Genomic DNA, 19,295 nt, shown 5'->3' with positions numbered 1-19,295 from the left:
GTAAGAAACAACTACGAAACAAAGAGATAACATAGCAGTGAAAAACCCACCAGCCATCGAGTTTACCCATGTCGATAAATGGTTCGACACTTTTCAAGCATTAAAGCACATTAACTTGTCGGTGGCAGAAGGTGAGAAGATTGTTATCTGTGGCCCATCCGGCTCAGGCAAGTCGACGTTAATTCGCTGTATTAATGGCTTAGAACGCTATCAAACTGGCACAATATCTCTTCACGGTCAGCCCATTAACCGAGTCGCCAAAGGGAAAGTAGGAATGGTTTTCCAACACTTTAACCTGTTCTCTCACCTAACCGTTCTACAAAACCTCATTTTGGCCCCAATGCGGGTATTGAAGTTGTCTGAAAAAGAAGCGAAACAGCGGGCATTTCAGTTATTAGAGCGCGTAAAAATTGTCGACCAAGCCAATAAATATCCTATTCACTTATCTGGAGGCCAACAACAAAGGGTTGCTATTGCACGCTCACTTTGCATGCAGCCAGATATCATGTTGTTTGATGAGCCTACATCGGCTCTAGACCCAGAAATGATAAACGAAGTGCTCGACGTTATGCATGAACTCGCCATAGAAGGCATGACGATGTTGTGTGTGACCCATGAAATGGGGTTTGCCAAAAAAGTGGCCGACAGGGTGGTCTTTATGGATCAAGGAGAAATTATTGAAATTGCCCCACCCGAGACACTCTTCGCCGCCCCTCAACATCAGCGTACCCAACAGTTTTTAGAACAAATTCTGACACACGCATGATAAAACGTCTTTTTCTTCCCCTCATCTCCGCACTGTTTCAGATTAGTATTATTCTGATCGGGATAGGCTGGGTTCTAGACAGCGGCGCAGAGGCCATGAATTATACATGGCAGTGGTCGCGGATTCCGCCTTTCATTGCTGTCTTTGAAGATGGTCGGTGGTGGGCAACAGAGCTATCCCTTGGCCTTTGGGTCACAATAAAGCTATCCATCGCAAGCTTTGTAGGCACCCTGGCAATAGGGCTGACTACCGCCCTTTTGCGCACATCACATTCGATAATCGGTAAAGGGCTGGCATGGTGCTATATAGAGCTCATCCGAAATACCCCTTTACTCGTTCAAGTGTATATTCTCTATTTTATTCTCGGGCCGACCTTAGGCTTTGAAAGATTTACCACCGCGATTCTTGCACTTTCTCTTTTCCAAGGCGCTTACACTGCAGAAGTGATCCGAGCAGGGTTAAACAGTATTGATAACGGCCAAAGAGAGGCGGCACTTTCTCTTGGACTATCAAATATAGATACTTATCGTTACATCCTTCTGCCACAAATGATTCAACGCGTATTGCCACCGCTAACCAATGAAGCGGTCTCTTTGATCAAGAACTCTTCGATTGTCAGCGTAATGGCGATATTCGATTTAACGACCGAAGCGCGAAATTTAGTGTCTGAGACCGCCATGCCCTTCGAGATTTGGTTTGTAGTCGCGGTTCTATATCTAATATTAACCTTGTCGCTTTCAATGGTGGCTGCCAGGCTTGAGCATCGATTCGGCATAAACTGACACCCCAATCATAGGAGAACAATAATGAGAAATTGTATATTAATCATAACGCTATTGCTGGTTTGGGCCTTGCCATCTTTTGCATCTGAAAACCCAACACCGAATTTAGATCTTATTAATGAACGCGGTACACTGCGTGTAGGGATGTCAACGTTCGTGCCTTGGGCGATGCGAGATAAACAAGGAGAGCTGATTGGTTTTGAGATTGATGTTGCAAAACGCCTCGCGAAAGACTCTGGCTGGGAGGTCGAATTTGTGCCTACTGCATGGGATGGCATTATTCCTGCCTTATTGGCAAACAAGTTTGATGTTATTATCGGCGGCTTATCTATCACAGAAGAAAGAGAGAAGAGCGTACTTTTTACACAGCCCTATTCTCATTCAGGTGTTCAACTGGCCGGACATAAAGAACTGGCGGCTGGTTTTACAACCCATGATGACTTCAACTCTCGTCGAGTTCGTATTGCCGCTCGACGCGGTGCTTATACCGTTCAAGTTGCTAAAGAGGCCTTTCCAAAAGCAAAAATTCTCCAATTCGATGACGATGCACAAGCTTTCCAAGAAGTACTAAATGGCAATGCTCATGCGACGATTGCATCCAGCCCGAAACCGGAGCATGAAGCGATAAAAAACAGTACCGTTCTTTTCATTCCGTTCGCAGAGCGATTAGCCAAAGGTAATGAAGCATTTGCTGTCAGGCTCAATGATCAAGACAAGAAAGCATTTTTTGACCAATGGATCGCTGCGCGTAAAGCCGATGGCTGGTTAGAGGCAAGGTACGAGTACTGGTTTAGTACCTTAGATTGGCAAAAACAGATAGCACAAGGACAATAGGTTGGATAGTCGTTCCCTTTCTGTTCATAGGGGTCTGTCGCCAGCAAATCAACGTTGGCGACCTAATTCCCTTGATATTGTAATTATTCTTGGTACTGCTTTATTCATTGGTTGGCTTTACCATCGTTCTAGTATAGGCATTAACTATCAATGGCACTGGAAGGAAGCGATCCAGCTAATTTTTACCCCCCGTGCAGATGGCAATATGCCCTACTTCGTACAGGGTTTATTATCTACCATACGTCTTAGTGCATGGGGATTAGTACTCGGCACCCTGATTGGCTTCTTAATTGGCACTGCTAGATTTAGTCGCCTAAAAGGCACAAACATGCTAGCAACATGCTATGTCATGCTGGTGAGAAACACCCCACCACTTGTCTTTATCTTTCTCTTCTACTTCTTTATTTCAAATCAATTAATACCACTCTTAGGGCTGAATGAGTGGTTAAGACAGCACACCAATAGTTCATCTCTTATTTTAACGGCCCTGTTTGGTGATGCTCGCTTGTGGGAAAATTTACTGACTGGCGCTCTATGCATCTCGATGCTATCTGCTGCTTATATTGCTGAAGTGGTTCGTGCGGGGCTAGGTACTATCCCTAAGGGGCAATGGGAGGCAGCCAAAACCTTAGGGCTGAGTCGTTGGGTAACGTTTAAAGAGATCATCTTTCCTCAGCTACTGCAAAATATTGCCCCAGCCCTCGCAGGGCAATCAATCTCGATCATTAAAGACTCATCAATTATCTCTCTAATCTCGATACAGGAGTTAACATTTGTAGGTTCAGAAATTGCCAACTCATCTGGACTCATTTTTGAAATATGGCTAATCGTTGGGCTATGCTACTTTGTCCTATGCTTTAGTTTATCTTTGCTCTTTCAGCGCCTAGAAAAGAAAATCTGAGAGCATGTTAGTTTACATCCCTTTAAAGAGCACTTGTGAACTACGACTAACCAACAACCTAATATCGCCAATATAGACATACATTTTGCCGCTAAAATCTTTTTTAACCCTATCTATCTTGCTCGCATTAACAACGGTAGAGCGATGAATCTGTAGAAAATCATCTTTCGGCAACTGCTCTAATAACTCCTTTAACGGCGTGCGTATAAGGTAACATTCTATTAGACCTGAGTCATTCTTCTGATAGACAGAAACATATTTGTCTTCTGCCTTTAAGTACAGTACATCCTTAACAGCAACTAAATGAATCTCATCTCGGTACTGTGCTTTAATCCACTTTAGCGTTGATTGCTGTTGCGATAACGTCAATTGTTTAAACTGAGATAATAACTTCTCGTAGTCATAATGAGAGTTATGATTTATATGCTGTTTTATTTTTTCACAAGCAACCATCAAACGCGACTTTGATAACGGCTTTAGCAAGTAGTCAATTGCATTTGCTTCAAATGCCTCCACGGCATATTCATCATACGCGGTCGTAAAAACAATAATCGTATTGCTATTTTTTTCGTATAGTTTCTGAGCTAATGACATTCCATCCAATTCTGGCATACGAATATCAAGGAAAACGATATTAGGTTGCAAACGCTCAATTAGCTGAAAAGCTTGCTGCCCATCTTCTGCCATCCCAACGATGGATAACTCAGGCCACACTTCTGCTAACGCAGAGCAAAGGTAGCGACGTAATAACGGTTCATCATCAGCAACAATTGCAGTTACTTCCATTTTCACTCCTTTAGCTGACGAGCAACTTAGGTACTTTTACTGGCAATACAACTTGAGCGGTAACACCGCCATTATTGTTCTCTTTGACTGCTAGTCTTTTTCCTTCACCAAACAAGCGAAATAGACGGTGGCGAATATTATCTAGACCAACGCCATGTCCGGTGTTCAGCATAGCGTTATCGCTATTCAGTCCAACACCCGTATCTGCTACGTCAACATACAGCTCACCGTCAGAAACCATTAGAGATATGTCGATATGCCCTCCTTTTGCCTTTGGCTCAATACCATGGAAAATTGCATTCTCGACAAGTGGTTGAATTAACATAGGTGGAATTTGTATCGTTTTTAGCTTGGGGTCAAGGTTAACTTTATATGAGAGCCTGCCTCCAAGCCTAACCTTTTGAATGTCTAAGTATGAAGAGATCATCTCGATCTCCTCATCCAGCGTCACAAACAGGTCGCGACTTCTTCTTAATGTCACACGTAATAGTGCCGTTAATTTTTCCAGCAGCACCCTAGCTTTGTCTCTATCTGTTTCAAGTAGCGCACTAATATTTGCAAGTGTATTAAATAGAAAGTGAGGTTCTATTTGGCTCTGTAGCTGCTGCAATTGACTCAACAAAAGTAGCCGCTCATTCTCAGACTGCATTCTTTTAGCTTTCTCCAGCGCCCTTTCGAATATTAACTGCTTTTCACATGAATAGAAGTAATAATAGCAAATAGCAGTAAACACGACACCGAGTAATACAACTGGCCGAATAAGATCAGACACGTCAGCTAATGTCGCCCACTGTAGCCACCAATACGCATTTAGTGTGCCAAATAGTAATGATATAAATACTGAAGATATATTTACAATGATATACTTAGCATCAGGCCTTAATGTGATAAAAATTTTAGCTGAAACAACGGCGCTATAGCCGTAGCCAAAACTGATCGCTAGATGAATAGCAATATTTTCTGGCCAAACAAGCATTGTAACCATCGCCGTAGCCAGACAGAATAAAGCCGTTATAATTAAGCTTCTCTTCCATTGATAGTTCAGCACTTCCTTATACAAAATCAAACCCTTAAAATAAAATGTAGCTGAAGCCAACCCTTTATAATAGTCGTTATACTTGTAGTTAACTTCAGCCACTAAACCAGAAAAATAAACAACGTACTAGTATAAACTTCCCATAGCTTAGTATACTTTACAATATTAATATCACGCTCTTATACTGGTCAACATATTTTTCTGGTAGAGGAGATTTCAAAAACGGATAAACCATTGCATATATATAACTATATATTAGCCTAGCATAACTGACTTATCTGTGACTCTCCTCATTTAAAAGCATTTCTCTCCTTTAATTTCGCCCTTCTCTAAATAATAACAGTGTGTACAATAATTCAACAATCGAGGATCGCTCGTTGCTGAAATCAATGTAATTCGATATTCATCCAATAAATCTGCAATCAATTCAATTAAACGATAAGCTTCTTCATCGCCTAAACCTGTCGTTATCTCATCACAAAATAATATGGCAGGTCGATGTACCACAGCCCGTGCTATCGCAACGCTAAACTTTAACTCGGCTGACAAATTCAACGCTTTTTCATTACCAATATTTGATAAGTTAAGCCTTTCTAGCATCTCATTCGCAAAAAGCCTTTGCTGCCGTTTGCTGTATCCCGTCACTGACAAGGAGTAACCAATATTATCCAACACACTCAGCAACGGAAAAAGTTGGTTACACTCAGATACAAACCCCATACGGTATCGACGTAAATGCATCGCTTCATTTGGATCTTTGGACATTAGCTGCCCATCAAAGTAAAGTTCGCCATGATAAGTGTGATCCATTAGCGCTAAAATATTTAGAAGCGTTGTTTTCCCTGAACCACTAATTCCCGATAGAGCCACTTTGTCCCCTCGAGCAATATCACCGGATACCCGTGATAACACTCTTGCACTATCGGCATCTCTGGCGAAAGACTTAGTGATATTTCTAAATTTTATCACTACATCTCCTCTTTACTCGCCCCATCTCCTTATCGTTTAACCTAACACAAGGTTACATTTTATGCTCAAGGCACGCATAAGAATGCGATAAATGGCACATATGATGAATAGAGCGCATTATGGCGGCTTGAACGGATAAAAAAGCCGGCATCACTGCCGGCTATAAATTGAATGCGTCTATTTAACTTACATTAGACCTGCTTCTTTATAATACTTTGCTGCACCATCATGCAATGGTGCAGATAGGCCATCTTTAATCATCTCTTTAGCTTGCAAGTGATTAAACGCTGGATGTAGACGTTTAAAATCATCTAGATTAGCAAATACAGCTTTAACTATTTGATAGATTGTCGCTTCATCAACATTGGTTGAACTAACAAACGTTGCTCCTACACCAAACGTCGTTACGTCCTCATCGTTTCCTTTATACATACCACCAGGAATCGTCGCAAGACGATAAAAACTATTGTCTGCAATTAAGCTCTCTACTGCTTCACCACTGACCTCAACAATCACACTATCACACGATGTTGTCGCTTCTTTAATTGCACCACTTGGATGGCCAACGGTGTAGATCATGGCATCTATTTTATTATCACACAGTGCTTTAGATTGCTCCGACGCTTTCAACTCAGAGGCAAGTTTAAAGTCATCCATTGTCCAACCCAGTTTCGACATCAGTACTTCCATTGTCCCGCGTTGACCCGAACCAGGATTGCCAATGTTTACACGCTTGCCTTTTAAATCTGCAAACGTTTTTATACCGCTATCTGCACGAGCGACCACGGTAAAGGGTTCTGGATGAATCGAAAATACCGCACGTAACTCTTTAAACGGACCAACTTCTTCAAATTTACTCGTGCCATTGTAAGCATGGTATTGCCAGTCAGATTGAGCAATGCCTAAATCAAGTTCATTTGCTCGAATCGTATTTATATTATAAACAGACCCACCTGTACTCTCTACAGAACAGCGTATTCCATGCTCCTTACGAGACTTATTAACCAACCGACAAATTGCACCACCTGTTGGGTAGTACACACCGGTGACTCCACCAGTTCCAATAGTGACAAAATCTTGTGCAGAGGCGTTCGCGCCTACCAATGCGCCCGCAAATCCCAGTGCTATACATGCTGTTTTTACTAACTTCATTGAAATCCCTTATTTGCTGGTGATAGAACAAGACGGCATTCACCGTAATTGATAACGATAACTAGCGTGACTTTGCATCGAACTCTATTGCATTTATTCACAATAATCAGTCAAAACCCCATTAAAAAGCAGTTCGCTATCAAGCTCAGCCACCTAAACATTAACACGTTTAACATTTAGATCACAAAGGCAAGTTTTTCCATATTTCCTTTTGTTTCCGAGATCTAGCGCTGATTTTTCAACGCCGCTCGTATCTCGTCAGCATCAAGGCAGCGATAGCCCTGTCTGAGCACTACTCGCGTCACTGCCTCTACTTGCTCAGCATTACTTGTCGCGAGAATTCCGTTTGGCAAGCAAATGTTGTTTTCAAAACCGACACGAAGATCTGCGCCATAACCCAGTGCATACTCGAGGCACTCTAATTCTCGCAAACCAAACGCACAGACTGCCCATCGAACACCTGTTTCTGCGATGCCGCGTTTTAAAAAAGCATTTAACTCTTGCGGTCTCGCTTGTTGTTGCGGTGAAATTTTCCCCAACACCACCAGTAGGTGGTGCTGTGATGGCAACACTTGCTTAGCGACCAGTGTTTGATATGTTTCAAGCTCATCTGGGTGGTATAGAATATATTGGATCAACGCACCCCGCCTCTGCGCTTCAGTTAAGCATTTGCGCACACCCTCTAATTGTGACGTTTCTAAAACCTCTGGCGGGAATAACTCATTTAGCGCCACTGAGATTGCCTTGGCTGGTACAGTGGCAATATAAGTCGCAATGTCTTGATAGGAGTAACGTCCAACCGACTCTGTGGTCATTTGCACCACCATACTGTCGGCCAACTTAGCTTCTAACTTAGCTAACCATTGTTGGTTTAAAGAGTGATCCAATGTGTGGGCGCCCGTCTCATCACGAACATGAACATGCAATATACTCGCACCGGCATCTCGACACGCCAACGCCGTACTTAGCATTTCATCCAGTGTGATGGGTATATTAGGGCAATCTGTTTTATCGCGTCTTGCTCCATTTGGGGCCACAATAATCGCTGTCATTTAAGCGCTCCTCGCGTCAGTTCCCTAGGCTCACTCACTATCTTGGGCGAGGATACAAAAACATCGTCTAAAGCCAGTGCCAGTTTATCCACTAGCTCACCGCACTGCGTAGTGGTAATAATAAAGGGCGGAGCGAGGAGAATATGGTGCCCTTGCCGTCCATCAATAGTGCCAGACATGGGGTAACACATTAGTCCATGGCTAAGCGCTGCGTTTTTAATCTGCTGAACAAGATCAGAACGTTCTGCGAACGGTGCTTTACTCTCTTTATCTGCCACCAGCTCAATACCGATAAACAGACCTCGTCCACGAATTTGCCCAACATGGGGATGGCGACCAATTTTTTGAGCCAATAAGTATTGTAATAGCTCCCCTTGCCGCTTAACTTGTGAAAGAAGGCTATCTCTGTCGATCACATTACAGACTGCTACCCCGGCAGCACACGCCGCAGAATGAGCCATAAATGTATGTCCATGTTGGAAAAAGCCACTTCCCTGCGCTATCGCTTGAAATAATTTCTTTTGTACCACCACCGCGCCTAACGATTGGTAGCCACCACTTAGCCCTTTCGCCAATGTCACTATATCCGGCACCACCTCTTCCTGTTCAAAGGCATAGAAAGAGCCAGTGCGCCCCACACCACACATCACCTCATCCATAATCAAAAGAATGTCATGTTGGTCACAAATCTGTCTGACCCGCTGAAAGTATCCTTTCGCGGCAGGAACAACACCGGCTGTCGCGCCAACAATCGGCTCGGCAATAAACGCCATAACATTATCTGCACCTAGTTGTAAAATTGCTTTCTCTAACTCATCGGCGCTGCGTCGGGCATAGCGTTCACAACTTTCATCAGCATCTTGATAACGATAGGCATAACAAGGTGGAATTAATACAGCGGAGCGGAGAAGAGGATCAAAGGGCGCTCGACGCCATATGTTGCCACCGCTGCCTAAGGCACCCAATGTGTTGCCATGGTAACTCTGCTGCCGAGCAATGATATAGCTCTTCGCACTTTTACCTTGTTCTACAAAATACTGTCGTGCCAGCTTCAATGCTGATTCGTTTGCTTCTGAACCGCCAGAAACAAAATAGGTGTGGCTAAACGCAACACCCGCTTTATCGACTAAAAGCTGCGCCAGCTCTTCTGCTGGTTTTGATGTAAAAAATGCACTATGTGCATACGCCATCTTGTTTAACTGTGCGCACACCGCAGTAATGACATCAGGGTGCTGATGACCTAGATTCGACACTGCCGCACCACCGCACCCATCTAGGTAAGCCTTTCCATTCTCATCGTATAAATATATCCCCCTGCCACTAACCGCCTCGGGTAAGATTGTGTGACAATGGCGATGAAAAACAGCACTCATACTGTTCACTCCTGACTCATTAACGTTACATTCAAGATAAGCGCCTAAAATATAACCACAAACGAATCTTTCTCGCATACTATGAAAGAAAGGAATACCTACAGGCATACCACCATGACTCAGCAAACGTCATTGCCATCAATTCGATCATTGCAGTCTTTTATCGTGGTCGCTCGCTGCCAGAGTTTTACCCGAGCCAGCAAACAACTCTGCTTAACACAAAGTGCTATCAGTAAGCAGATTCAAAGCCTAGAGGTTCAGTTAGGGCAAGCACTCTTCTATCGCCATCACGCTCAGTTAACCTTAACCGATGCCGGTAAAAAATATTTAGAGAAAGCCACACAAGCGATATCATTACTACAACATGCTACCGCAGAGATGAAACAGACACCGACCAAACGTATTCCTGTTACGTTAAATGTCCCACCGTCTTTTGGTAGTTTATGGTTAGTCAATGCCATCACCAGCGTTGATCTGCCCGACATTCAGCTGAATATCGAAACCGCAAATGATCCGCTGATTGACAGCAGTGCAACAGTGACGAGTGCAGACATCACGATTCGCTGTCTGCCGTTAGGAAAGCACTATCAAAATGCGACGCTATTGATAAAAGAAGAGTTATGCTTTGTCGCGAGTCGACGCTTTTTCGCCCACCAGCCAATCCATAGTTTGGAGCTAGCTCGTCATTACCCTTGGCTTAAACAACTCACTCGCCCATCATTATGGGAGCTGTTTTTACAACACCATTGTATTGACGCACCAGATAACTATGCTCCCCTAGGGGTAGAACATTTTTTCTTAGCACTCTCTGTGATTGAGCAGCAGGCCTTATTCGCACTCCTGCCTGAATTCATGATCCGTGAACAGTTGAAACGCGATACCTTAATCAACCCATGTCAGGCCAAAATAGACAGTGGGTATGGTTATTATCTATTTTGCGATGGTTATAAACGCACTCTTCCTTCTATTCATTTATTGACTCAGTGGTTAATCAATGCGCTGACATAAAAATGCCACACACTACGCACTTTAATGTGTAATGTATGACATTGAAAATACTTAAATAGAGTGGAAAACTACTGTTGCTGGAAAATCTCTTCCGTTTCTAAGTCGGTCATGGCACGAATTTGTCGCCAAACAAAATAGAATATACCTAACATCATAATAATGCACGGTATCGCGATCATCGGGTAGCTCACTAACGTCAAACGGCCTAACTCTTCGTTAAACGCCTCCGTCCCTGCTGGGCTGGTTACGATCCAGGTAGCCAATACATAGTTCATCACCGATGAGAACAAAAAAGTACTCGCAAACAAGTAATTCGATGTTAGCAAACAACGATCGAATGCGTCTTCTTTGCCTGTCTCCTCTAGTCGCGAACGAATCAATGATAAATTCAAAATTGAGTCATTGAATATCATCTTCTTCACCACAGGGTATTTAGTATAGGTTGAAGCCAAAACAGCCACACCAATTAAGCCAGGGATCAACGCTTCCTTCAGTGCTAACCACTTTGTATCTAATTGCAGCAAACCGATACCACCTGTCAGCAATACACTCACAAAGCCAAGCAGTGCGATAAAGTTAAATTTGCGGTACCGGATCAGTTCATAACCACCATAAATGAGCGGAAAAGAAAGTGCCACAATCAGCGCTCCCACCGTTCCTAACTGAGCCTCTCCACTTAACTTCATTAAGATAAAAGAGGGAAGAAATACATTGAACACTATCTCAAATAGAGGGCTCGATTTTTTTTGCTTCTCTTGCTGACTACTCATATAAACTTCTGATATGTGGTTAATAACATCCGAGCAACTAAATTAAAACCTACTGCTCGCACCAAACACTTGTGCATTGTTCCGTTACTGGCTTGCGATGTAAAGCTCTTAATGCATAAAAGTAGGCCGATATATGCCCTTTTTGCAAGGTTATCATGCATTCTTGCTTTGCTGCTCATCGAGCCAATGGAGATAGAGTCGAGTATCAAATTCACGCTGGTGGTAATCCGGCAACATGTGACAACACAGCGCATAAAACGCTTTGTCGTGCTCATTCTCTTTAATGTGTGCCAACTCATGCACGACAATCATCTCTAATAGACCCAATGGAGCATGACGAAATAGGCTTGCAATTCTAATCTCTTTTTTCGCTTGCATACGTTGCCCATGAATACGCGATACACGTGTATGCGTACCCAACGCTTGATCAACCCTACGTATCTTTTTATCAAAACAGGCTTTACTCAGTGGCGGGCTTTTCTTTATATAGCGATTTTTGTAGCTCATGACCAATTCAAACAGCGCTTTATCATTTGTAACCTGATGCTGTTCAGGATAGCGCTTTGCAAAATAGCTATTCAATCGCCCATCTTGAAGCAATTGCCTTGCCTGTTGCACCACCGTTTCAGGATAACCGTTCAAATATTTCATCTATACTTCATTCGCGTTATACATAACTTTTGGAGTGCCAGTCTATGTGTTTACATCAAACATTGCCAATCTTGATACCGAAATAACGTCATTAATCTGTTTCCAATTTTGTCATCACTATTTTTCATTTTTGATGATTGCAACCAAACCTAACAAGCCGCATTATCGTGCGACAGATCACACTTCCATCAATATTAGCAAGCGATAATATGAATCCTATCAATCAGTTTGACTCACTACTTCCGCCTCAAATGGCTGAACGCGCAGCAGAAATTGGGGTTAGCAAAGCAACCAAAGATCCATTAAAAGCCTTTTTACTCGCAATCTCAGCCGGACTACATATTGGTATCGCCTTTGTATTTTATACAACAGTAACAACGGGCGCTGGAGAATTACCGTGGGGAATGGTTCGATTTGTCGGTGGACTGGCGTTTAGCTTAGGCCTGATATTGGTCATCATTACTGGCGGCGAATTGTTTACCAGCTCAGTACTGACACTGGTCGCAAGAGCCAGTGGAAAAATTAGCTGGAAAAACCTTATTTCACACTGGGTTATTGTCTATTTAGGTAATCTAGTTGGTGCGCTGATGTTGGTTGGTGTCATGCTCATTAGCAAACAATACCTGTCTGATGGTGGTGAAGTAGGTATTAACACTATGCGTATCGCGCAGCACAAGCTTCACCACGACTTTTGGCAAGCCGTCGCTCTGGGTATTATGTGCAATGTACTGGTGTGTGTTGCTGTTTGGATGACATTTAGCGGGAGAACCTTAACAGACAAAATACTCGTTACCATTTTACCCGTTGCTATGTTTGTTTCTGCTGGATTTGAACACTGCATCGCGAACATGTTTCAAGTACCTATGGCCATTGCGATCAAGAACTTCGCACCTGATACCTTCTGGAGTGCGACCAACACAACAGCAGCACAATTTGCCGATCTTAATTTTTTCGATTTCGTCATCAACAACCTTATTCCCGTCACAATAGGAAACATTATTGGCGGCGGTATTTTTGTCGGCTTAGGTTACTGGATTATCTACCTGCGTGAACCATCTTGAGAGTAAAAATGCATTGCCATTGTTGCATATCAAACTAGACTAATAATATCGCCTAGTAAGTTCAACACTTATGACAATATTTTATATTGCCAATGGATAATAATGATATGCATAGGCAGACTTTTAAACCGCTGCAAACACAGTTAATCCGCAGAGCAGCGATATGGTTCTTTCTTTGCGGGTTCATTGTCACTATATGTGCATTATTTATTCAAGCTAAAATAATATCCAACGAAGTACATCGGGTAACCATCAGTCGATTAGAGGCCGTCGCACCGGCGGTTTCATTAGCGCTTTATCAAAATGACATAGAGCAGGCCAATGCTATTTTGGATAGTCTTTGTGAAGAACCGCTTTTTCATAGCATACTGCTATCCAACAAGTTAGGGCAGCCTTGGATAACCAAACATAACCATTTACAGCCGCCCCCCAATCCCTTTTTAAACTGGCTACTTCCTTCAGGACAAAGTGAGGTAACCTTAAATCATCAGGAGGACGCATCACAGTCTACTGCATCCTCCATACATATCGGTGAGATACACACCACAACGAATCTGCACTACCTACAAGCCATGATTATCAAATCAGGGGCTATTACTCTCTCGGTAGTGCTGTCTTTAATTATCACCTTTCTGTTATTGAGCTACTTCATTGTCGATTCACTCTTCGGCCTGCCAATGAAGAGTATTATCAAGCAATTACATACAGTTTCACCATCACAACTTGCCCCTATCGAGCTAAATAGCACCAGTAGAAACGATGAAATAAGCCTATTAGTTGATGCTCACAATGGTGCCGTAAATCGAGTAAATCATTATCTTCAAGTTCTGTCCGATAAGAACCACCAGCTAAAAATCCAATCTGAAACAGATTCACTAACTGGCTTGAATAATCGGAGAGCATTACTAAAACATTTGACAATACGTACCGATAGGTCAACACCGTTTGCGGTGGTTTTCTTTGACATTGACGAATTTAGTGAACTTAACAATCGTTACGGGCTTCAATTTGGTGATGCGGTTTTATGCGATGTCAAAGAGTTACTAATAAAAACACTCCCGAAGCAATCTTTCTTATGCCGTCTGGATGCGGATAATTTTGTTGCGGTATTTGATTGGAACACCGACCGCCACCAACTTATTGACTTGTTAGAACATGTAATGCTTACTGCACCCGCAACCTATTCGCTTGCTATTGGGGCAACGTTAAGTCCAGCAGATGGTACTAACGCCCCAACTCTTATGCATACCGCCGATATCGCGCTAAGGCACGCAAAAGAAGCCGGTGGTGCAAATATAAAAGTCTTTTCGCCAAAGTATGAACAGCAAGTACAACATCACATCGCATTGATGAGAAGCTTACAACACATACTCAGTGACGATAACTTTGAACTGCACTATCAGGCAAAGGTCGATATGCAAACAGGGGTTATTATTGGGTGTGAAGCACTTTTCCGCTTAAATGACAATGAAATGGCCGCCCCTACCGAGGTATTGACAGAAGCCGAACAAACCGAGCTCTATTTGCCGTTAGGAAATGCCGTTTTACAGCGTGTTTTCGAGACTTGGGGTCCCATTCAGCATAAGCTCCCTGACCACTTTCGCATTAGCATCAATGTTTCACCCAAGCAGATCACCAGCATCGCATTTATCCCGCTCTTAAACAGTCTCAGCGAGAAGTATCAGCTCCCGTTAAATTATATTGATATTGAGATCATTGAGACATCTCACATGCACGTAAAGGGAAATACCATTGACGCTATCTCACGATTAAGAAAAGCAGGGATCACCATTAGCCTAGATGATTTTGGCACCGGATTTTCGTCATTGGAAAGTTTGCTGATTAATGGCTTTGACCAGATAAAAATAGACCGACAATTTATTATCGACCTCCCCACTAATCCACTATCTAAAGCGATCATCAATGCCATCCACTATCTTTCAAATGAGTTTGGTGTCACTGTCATTGCCGAAGGTGTCGAAACTACACAGCAACAAGATTGCCTGATTGATAGTGGGATTCACTTGGGCCAAGGTTATCTGTTTAACAAGCCAGTGAAATTTGATGACTTTATCGCCCTTCTCCACCATCAACAACAAACAACGCCTGTTCGACAATAAATCTAGGTTGAATTTAACTGGCGTATCCAAGACAATGTCGACCTTTTCCACAGCCTGTGAATCATTATGACTGCTGCTATCTATCTAGTTAAAGGGCGAGAGAAATCACTCCGCCGCCACCATCCTTGGATTTTTTCTCGAGGAATTCAAAAAGTTGAAGGAAAGCCAACGTTGGGGGAGACCGTTGAGATTTATGCGGCAGACGGCCAATGGTTAGCGCGAGGCGCATACTCACCGCACTCACAAATCCGTGCTCGAGTTTGGACCTTCGACAAAAAACAAGCTATCGACACAGATTTTTTCATTCAGAAAATCGAACAAGCCAACGTTCTTCGAGAAACACTCGCAGCTCGTGATGGCCTGACTGGATACCGCCTTATCGCAGCTGAATCTGATGGCTTACCGGGCGTAACCATTGACAAGTATGACAATTACCTTGTTTGCCAATTGTTGAGTGCTGGCGCCGATGTGCAAAGATCTGCTCTTGTCGACGCCCTTAAACACGTTTTCCCTGATTGCCATATCTATGAACGCTCTGATGTTAGCGTACGTAAAAAAGAAGGACTAAAAGAACGCACTGGCGTGCTGCATGGTGAAGAACCACCAGCTTCTGTGGTTATTACAGAGAATGGCATAAAAATCAGTGTAGATATTAAAGGCGGTCATAAAACCGGCTTTTATCTCGATCAGCGCGACAGCCGAGAAGCAGCCGTGAAGTACGTGAATGGCAAGCGGGTTTTGAATTGCTTTTGCTATACTGGTGGTTTTGGGCTCTATGCGCTTAAGGGTAACGCGGCAGAAGTGATCAATGTTGACGTATCACAACCAGCTTTGGATATCGCACGCCGCAATGCAGAAATGAATGGCTTTGATACCAGCAAAGCTGAGTTTCTAAATGCTGATGTGTTTAAACTGCTACGTGAGTATCGTGAGCGCGGTGAGAAATTCGATGTTGTCATTATGGATCCGCCCAAGTTTGCCGAGTCCAAAGCGCAATTAAACGGCGCATGTCGAGGCTACAAAGACATTAACATGCTTGCAATGCAGATCCTTAATCCAGGCGGCACGCTGTTAACCTATTCTTGCTCAGGCCTGATGGAAGGCAACCTGTTTCAAAAAATCATTGCTGACGCCGCTTTGGACGCCCATCGCCAAGTGCAGTTTATTGAACGTTTCGAGCAAGCAGCAGACCATCCAATTGATAGTGCTTATCCAGAAGGTTTCTACCTAAAAGGGTTTGCGTGTCACGTTCGTTAATGCGCATGTTGTAATTTATATTCTACGCCCCGCCAGTAATATGGCGGGCTAACGCTACCACCATACCATTAGATTAAAGTCATTATTCAGGGTATATTTCCGAACATGCTCTGTAGAAACTAAATAAAGGACGATTATGTTTAAGCGCTCTCTTCGCCATTTGGCCGTATCCCTTGCACTGTTCACTCCGCTTGTCTCAATGGCTGATGTTTCAATCAAATTATCCGACCAGGCAGAATGGGTTGTCGTTAATGGCGTTAACACCTCAGGTAACATGCCACTCACACTCAATAATGGCGAGCATCAACTGGCCTTTCGCATTCGCACCGACTACCGTTCAAATGGAGAAACAAGCCTCTACACCTCACCGGTACAGATTGTTACCTTTCAAGCTGTAGACGATGAGTTAGCATTAGAATTACCTCCTATCCGTAATAAAAGCGATGAAATCCAGTTTAGCCGTAAGCCACAATTTTCATTCACGACGAAGAGCGGTGAACCGATTAACTACACGACTGACGTATTACGTAAATCTGGGCTTCAGTTAGGACGAGATTTCGAAAAAGAAATCGCTGAGTATAACTTGCGTGGCGAAGGTGCTGCATTACAGGGTGCTGTGGCGATCGCCAACCTACCCGAAGGTATTGACGACAATAAGCAAAGTGCACAAGACCAAATTAATGAAGCGGCATCGTCTCCCGAAATAGCAGAACAAATGTTAGAGTTTTGGTATGCACAAGCTGATGATGAAACCAAAGCGAGATTTAAACAAAAACTACTGACTGAGTAAAAAGCAACATTCAATGCAGCGTAGCCTGATGCTAGATTCTCATCTCGACTTATTGGCTACCGGGTTACGCTAATCATTGACATATAACTTATACCTCGACATCCACCCAAACCAGCCGATGATCAGAATAAGCTGTTGGCGTCTGCCTTCCTCGCCTATCTTCGAACCACGATCTAAAGCGCTGCTTTTTATCCGGCCAGAATACGCCACTGTCTAATACTGTCATCTCTGAGCTAGGCAAGACATAATCTAAGCGAAGCCCTTTTAAATGGGTCCAAAACGCCGCCTTCCCGATGCGGTGCTCTCCTCGACGTTGCAGGTTCATACCGTGATAAAACCCACCTCGGCTTCGTGGAGCGCGGTGACCAACAGCACATTGACGATGAACCCTTGGGTGATATAAAAGCTCACGAATAATGCGACTATCGCCGTCACCATCAAAAGCATCGTTATTGAAATCACCCAATAAAACAAATGGCCCATTGCGCCCTAAGCTTATCGTATTCCCCGCGTCATCACGCAGATAATCAGCACCATCAATAAGATCAATGGCCAATCTAATTTCATCATGATTGCGATGATAGTTTCTTCGTTCACTACCATCAAAAACGGGGGGCGTCGGGTGGCATAATAGAAACTCAAGAGGCGCACCGTTAATATCAACCACCAATTTAACGTGGTTCTTGGACGACAGGCGCAACTGCGACTCTATTGCGGTGTGATAATAGTCCTGCGGCATCGCATTGTTTGGCATTGAACGCCACTTTAACAACTGCATTGACTGTATTTCACTGTTTATAATCGGGAATTTTGACAAAAACACAAAATTATACTGACCAGGAAAACAACCAAAGCCCAGCCCATCTTCCGGTAAAATCGGTGATGTTAGCTCCCGTAATCCGGTCGCCAGAGTTAGCCCTGTATTGCTGGAAGGCAAATAAACATGCGGATAGCTAATGCCTTCGAGATCAAAGTGCCCTTTATGGCAGTAGCGCTGTAAGAAATGCGTTAACGCTTCATAGTCATCACGATCAGCCTGCTGATCAAACTCGCACAACATCACGATATCTGGACGAACATACTGTAAGGTAGCGGCGATTTTTTGAATCCGAGGATCTAGCTCTCTAGCGCGCAAACAGCGCAATAGCTCCCCTTTATGGGAGTAAGATAATGACGCGTTGAATTGTGCAATCCGTATCAATATAAGTGTCTTTCTATGAATCCAGTAATAGTGAAATGGCCTGCGACATCTGAGCTGCATCGTCAGCCGCTCTATGCCTGACGGGCCCTAACGAATAGTATAATGCATAGTAATCGTCGGCATTATTGGTCCCTACCCGCTTTAGCCATTGCGAAATCTCCGTCAAGCAATATGACGGGCGCATATGGGCTGCCCGATACAAGCGTCCGAGCCAATAAAGATCCCACTGGCTATCGCATAATACAACATCATAGCCGCCTAAACTATGGTTAAGAAATTGGCAAACATCAGCAACGCTTTCTCCTTGTTGCTCAAGCATTCTCCTTGATAAATGGTGAATATTTTCTGCATTTCTGTCCCAATGACTCCAGTCATCTACCGATAAAGGATTAATTAACATACTGTACATCGAGCCTGAAGGAAGGCAGAAGCCGACCTCTATCGGGTATGAGTCTTGGCTTAATCCTGACGCCTCAAAATCAACGGTTGTCCATGTACACCGTCCTTGATGATTCGAGCCTTGAACACCACCAACTCGCTGTATTTTATCCATCACCTACCCTACCGTCCTTATCGGGAATTTACCTATTTCCCTAAATCCAACTGAAAAACCGCTCGCCATAAAGATAGCAAGAGTTTTACCTCTTTTCTGAACTATTCCACCCTGAGCCACTGGTAAGTCTTGTTTATGAAACACTCTAACTCTAGAGCTAGACTGCATAATCTGGCAGACTCGATAAGCCGCTCACTGTCCCCTTCTCATGACTTAGTTATCCGCCACCGCTC

19 protein-coding genes are annotated in these 19,295 nt (G+C 43.5%); 9 read left to right on the top strand and 10 right to left on the bottom strand.

Going from position 1 to position 19,295, the window contains the following annotated elements:
- Positions 1-37: 37 nt before the first annotated feature.
- The 4 genes from ACKLNH_RS06850 to ACKLNH_RS06835 are packed head-to-tail and all read left to right on the top strand — an operon-like array spanning position 38 to position 3,283.
- The gene (locus ACKLNH_RS06850) at positions 38-766 is read left to right on the top strand and encodes an amino acid ABC transporter ATP-binding protein (protein WP_413111507.1); all 729 of its coding nucleotides are present in this window, start codon (positions 38-40) and stop codon (positions 764-766) included.
- Positions 763-1,548 (top strand): amino acid ABC transporter permease, encoded by a 786-nt coding sequence (locus ACKLNH_RS06845; protein ID WP_413111506.1) that lies wholly within the window; start codon positions 763-765, stop codon positions 1,546-1,548. Before ACKLNH_RS06850 ends, ACKLNH_RS06845 begins: the two co-directional genes overlap by 4 nt.
- Before the next feature lie 24 nt (positions 1,549-1,572).
- Positions 1,573-2,382 (top strand): transporter substrate-binding domain-containing protein, encoded by an 810-nt coding sequence (locus tag ACKLNH_RS06840; protein ID WP_413111505.1) that lies wholly within the window; start codon positions 1,573-1,575, stop codon positions 2,380-2,382.
- Between the two features lie 34 nt (positions 2,383-2,416).
- The gene (locus ACKLNH_RS06835) at positions 2,417-3,283 is read left to right on the top strand and encodes an amino acid ABC transporter permease (protein WP_413111666.1); all 867 of its coding nucleotides are present in this window, start codon (positions 2,417-2,419) and stop codon (positions 3,281-3,283) included.
- A 12-nt stretch (positions 3,284-3,295) separates the two neighbouring features.
- Here ACKLNH_RS06835 and ACKLNH_RS06830 read toward each other — a convergent pair whose 3' ends face one another.
- From ACKLNH_RS06830 to ACKLNH_RS06805, 6 genes are all read right to left on the bottom strand, one after another.
- Positions 3,296-4,075, bottom strand: coding sequence for a LytR/AlgR family response regulator transcription factor (locus tag ACKLNH_RS06830; protein WP_413111504.1), 780 nt, complete (start codon positions 4,073-4,075; stop codon positions 3,296-3,298).
- A gap of 4 nt (positions 4,076-4,079) precedes the next feature.
- Positions 4,080-5,207: a sensor histidine kinase gene (locus ACKLNH_RS06825; RefSeq protein WP_413111503.1), complete on the bottom strand. Its 1,128-nt coding sequence runs from the start codon at positions 5,205-5,207 to the stop codon at positions 4,080-4,082.
- A gap of 192 nt (positions 5,208-5,399) precedes the next feature.
- On the bottom strand, positions 5,400-6,074 hold the full coding sequence (locus ACKLNH_RS06820) for an ABC transporter ATP-binding protein (protein ID WP_413111502.1): 675 nt from the start codon (positions 6,072-6,074) through the stop codon (positions 5,400-5,402).
- Between the two features lie 186 nt (positions 6,075-6,260).
- Positions 6,261-7,226, bottom strand: a complete 966-nt coding sequence (locus ACKLNH_RS06815) for a TAXI family TRAP transporter solute-binding subunit (protein WP_413111501.1) — start codon at positions 7,224-7,226, stop codon at positions 6,261-6,263.
- Between the two features lie 224 nt (positions 7,227-7,450).
- On the bottom strand, positions 7,451-8,278 hold the full coding sequence (locus ACKLNH_RS06810) for a beta-keto acid cleavage family enzyme (RefSeq protein ID WP_413111500.1): 828 nt from the start codon (positions 8,276-8,278) through the stop codon (positions 7,451-7,453).
- Positions 8,275-9,651 carry an aspartate aminotransferase family protein gene (locus tag ACKLNH_RS06805; RefSeq protein WP_413111499.1) on the bottom strand — a complete coding sequence of 459 codons (1,377 nt, stop codon included), beginning with the start codon at positions 9,649-9,651 and terminating at the stop codon, positions 8,275-8,277. Before ACKLNH_RS06805 ends, ACKLNH_RS06810 begins: the two co-directional genes overlap by 4 nt.
- 114 nt (positions 9,652-9,765) lie before the next feature.
- Between ACKLNH_RS06805 and ACKLNH_RS06800 the strand changes: the two genes are divergently transcribed.
- A complete protein-coding gene (locus tag ACKLNH_RS06800) occupies positions 9,766-10,659 on the top strand; it encodes a LysR family transcriptional regulator (RefSeq protein ID WP_413111498.1) in 894 nt (297 codons plus the stop codon).
- Positions 10,660-10,727: 68 nt separating this feature from the next.
- Here ACKLNH_RS06800 and ACKLNH_RS06795 read toward each other — a convergent pair whose 3' ends face one another.
- Positions 10,728-11,429, bottom strand: a complete 702-nt coding sequence (locus tag ACKLNH_RS06795; protein ID WP_413111497.1) for a VC0807 family protein — start codon at positions 11,427-11,429, stop codon at positions 10,728-10,730.
- 153 nt (positions 11,430-11,582) lie between these two features.
- Positions 11,583-12,080, bottom strand: coding sequence for a M48 metallopeptidase family protein (locus ACKLNH_RS06790; RefSeq protein WP_413111496.1), 498 nt, complete (start codon positions 12,078-12,080; stop codon positions 11,583-11,585).
- 209 nt (positions 12,081-12,289) lie between these two features.
- On the opposite strand from ACKLNH_RS06790, the gene focA reads away from it, so the two are divergent.
- The 4 genes from focA (at position 12,290) to ACKLNH_RS06770 (ending at position 17,308) form a co-directional block, all read left to right on the top strand.
- Positions 12,290-13,141 (top strand): formate transporter FocA, encoded by an 852-nt coding sequence (focA, locus tag ACKLNH_RS06785; protein ID WP_413111495.1) that lies wholly within the window; start codon positions 12,290-12,292, stop codon positions 13,139-13,141.
- Between the two features lie 107 nt (positions 13,142-13,248).
- A complete protein-coding gene (locus ACKLNH_RS06780; protein ID WP_413111494.1) occupies positions 13,249-15,261 on the top strand; it encodes an EAL domain-containing protein in 2,013 nt (670 codons plus the stop codon).
- A 66-nt stretch (positions 15,262-15,327) separates the two neighbouring features.
- Positions 15,328-16,518 (top strand): class I SAM-dependent methyltransferase, encoded by a 1,191-nt coding sequence (locus tag ACKLNH_RS06775; RefSeq protein ID WP_413111493.1) that lies wholly within the window; start codon positions 15,328-15,330, stop codon positions 16,516-16,518.
- Positions 16,519-16,654: 136 nt separating this feature from the next.
- Positions 16,655-17,308 carry a YccT family protein gene (locus ACKLNH_RS06770; RefSeq protein WP_413111492.1) on the top strand — a complete coding sequence of 218 codons (654 nt, stop codon included), beginning with the start codon at positions 16,655-16,657 and terminating at the stop codon, positions 17,306-17,308.
- Between the two features lie 88 nt (positions 17,309-17,396).
- Here the strand turns inward: ACKLNH_RS06770 and ACKLNH_RS06765 are convergent, their stop codons facing one another.
- Both ACKLNH_RS06765 and ACKLNH_RS06760 read right to left on the bottom strand, forming a co-directional pair.
- On the bottom strand, positions 17,397-18,509 hold the full coding sequence (locus tag ACKLNH_RS06765; protein WP_413111491.1) for an endonuclease/exonuclease/phosphatase family protein: 1,113 nt from the start codon (positions 18,507-18,509) through the stop codon (positions 17,397-17,399).
- A 13-nt stretch (positions 18,510-18,522) separates the two neighbouring features.
- Positions 18,523-19,062 carry a hypothetical protein gene (locus ACKLNH_RS06760; protein ID WP_413111490.1) on the bottom strand — a complete coding sequence of 180 codons (540 nt, stop codon included), beginning with the start codon at positions 19,060-19,062 and terminating at the stop codon, positions 18,523-18,525.
- Positions 19,063-19,295 lie beyond the last annotated feature (233 nt).

Source organism: Thaumasiovibrio clandestinus (assembly GCF_047250365.1).
In the GTDB taxonomy this organism is placed as follows: Bacteria; Pseudomonadota; Gammaproteobacteria; order Enterobacterales; family Vibrionaceae; genus Thaumasiovibrio.
Note: the sequence above shows the minus strand (reverse complement) of the source record. Positions and strands in the feature narration are given on the sequence as shown.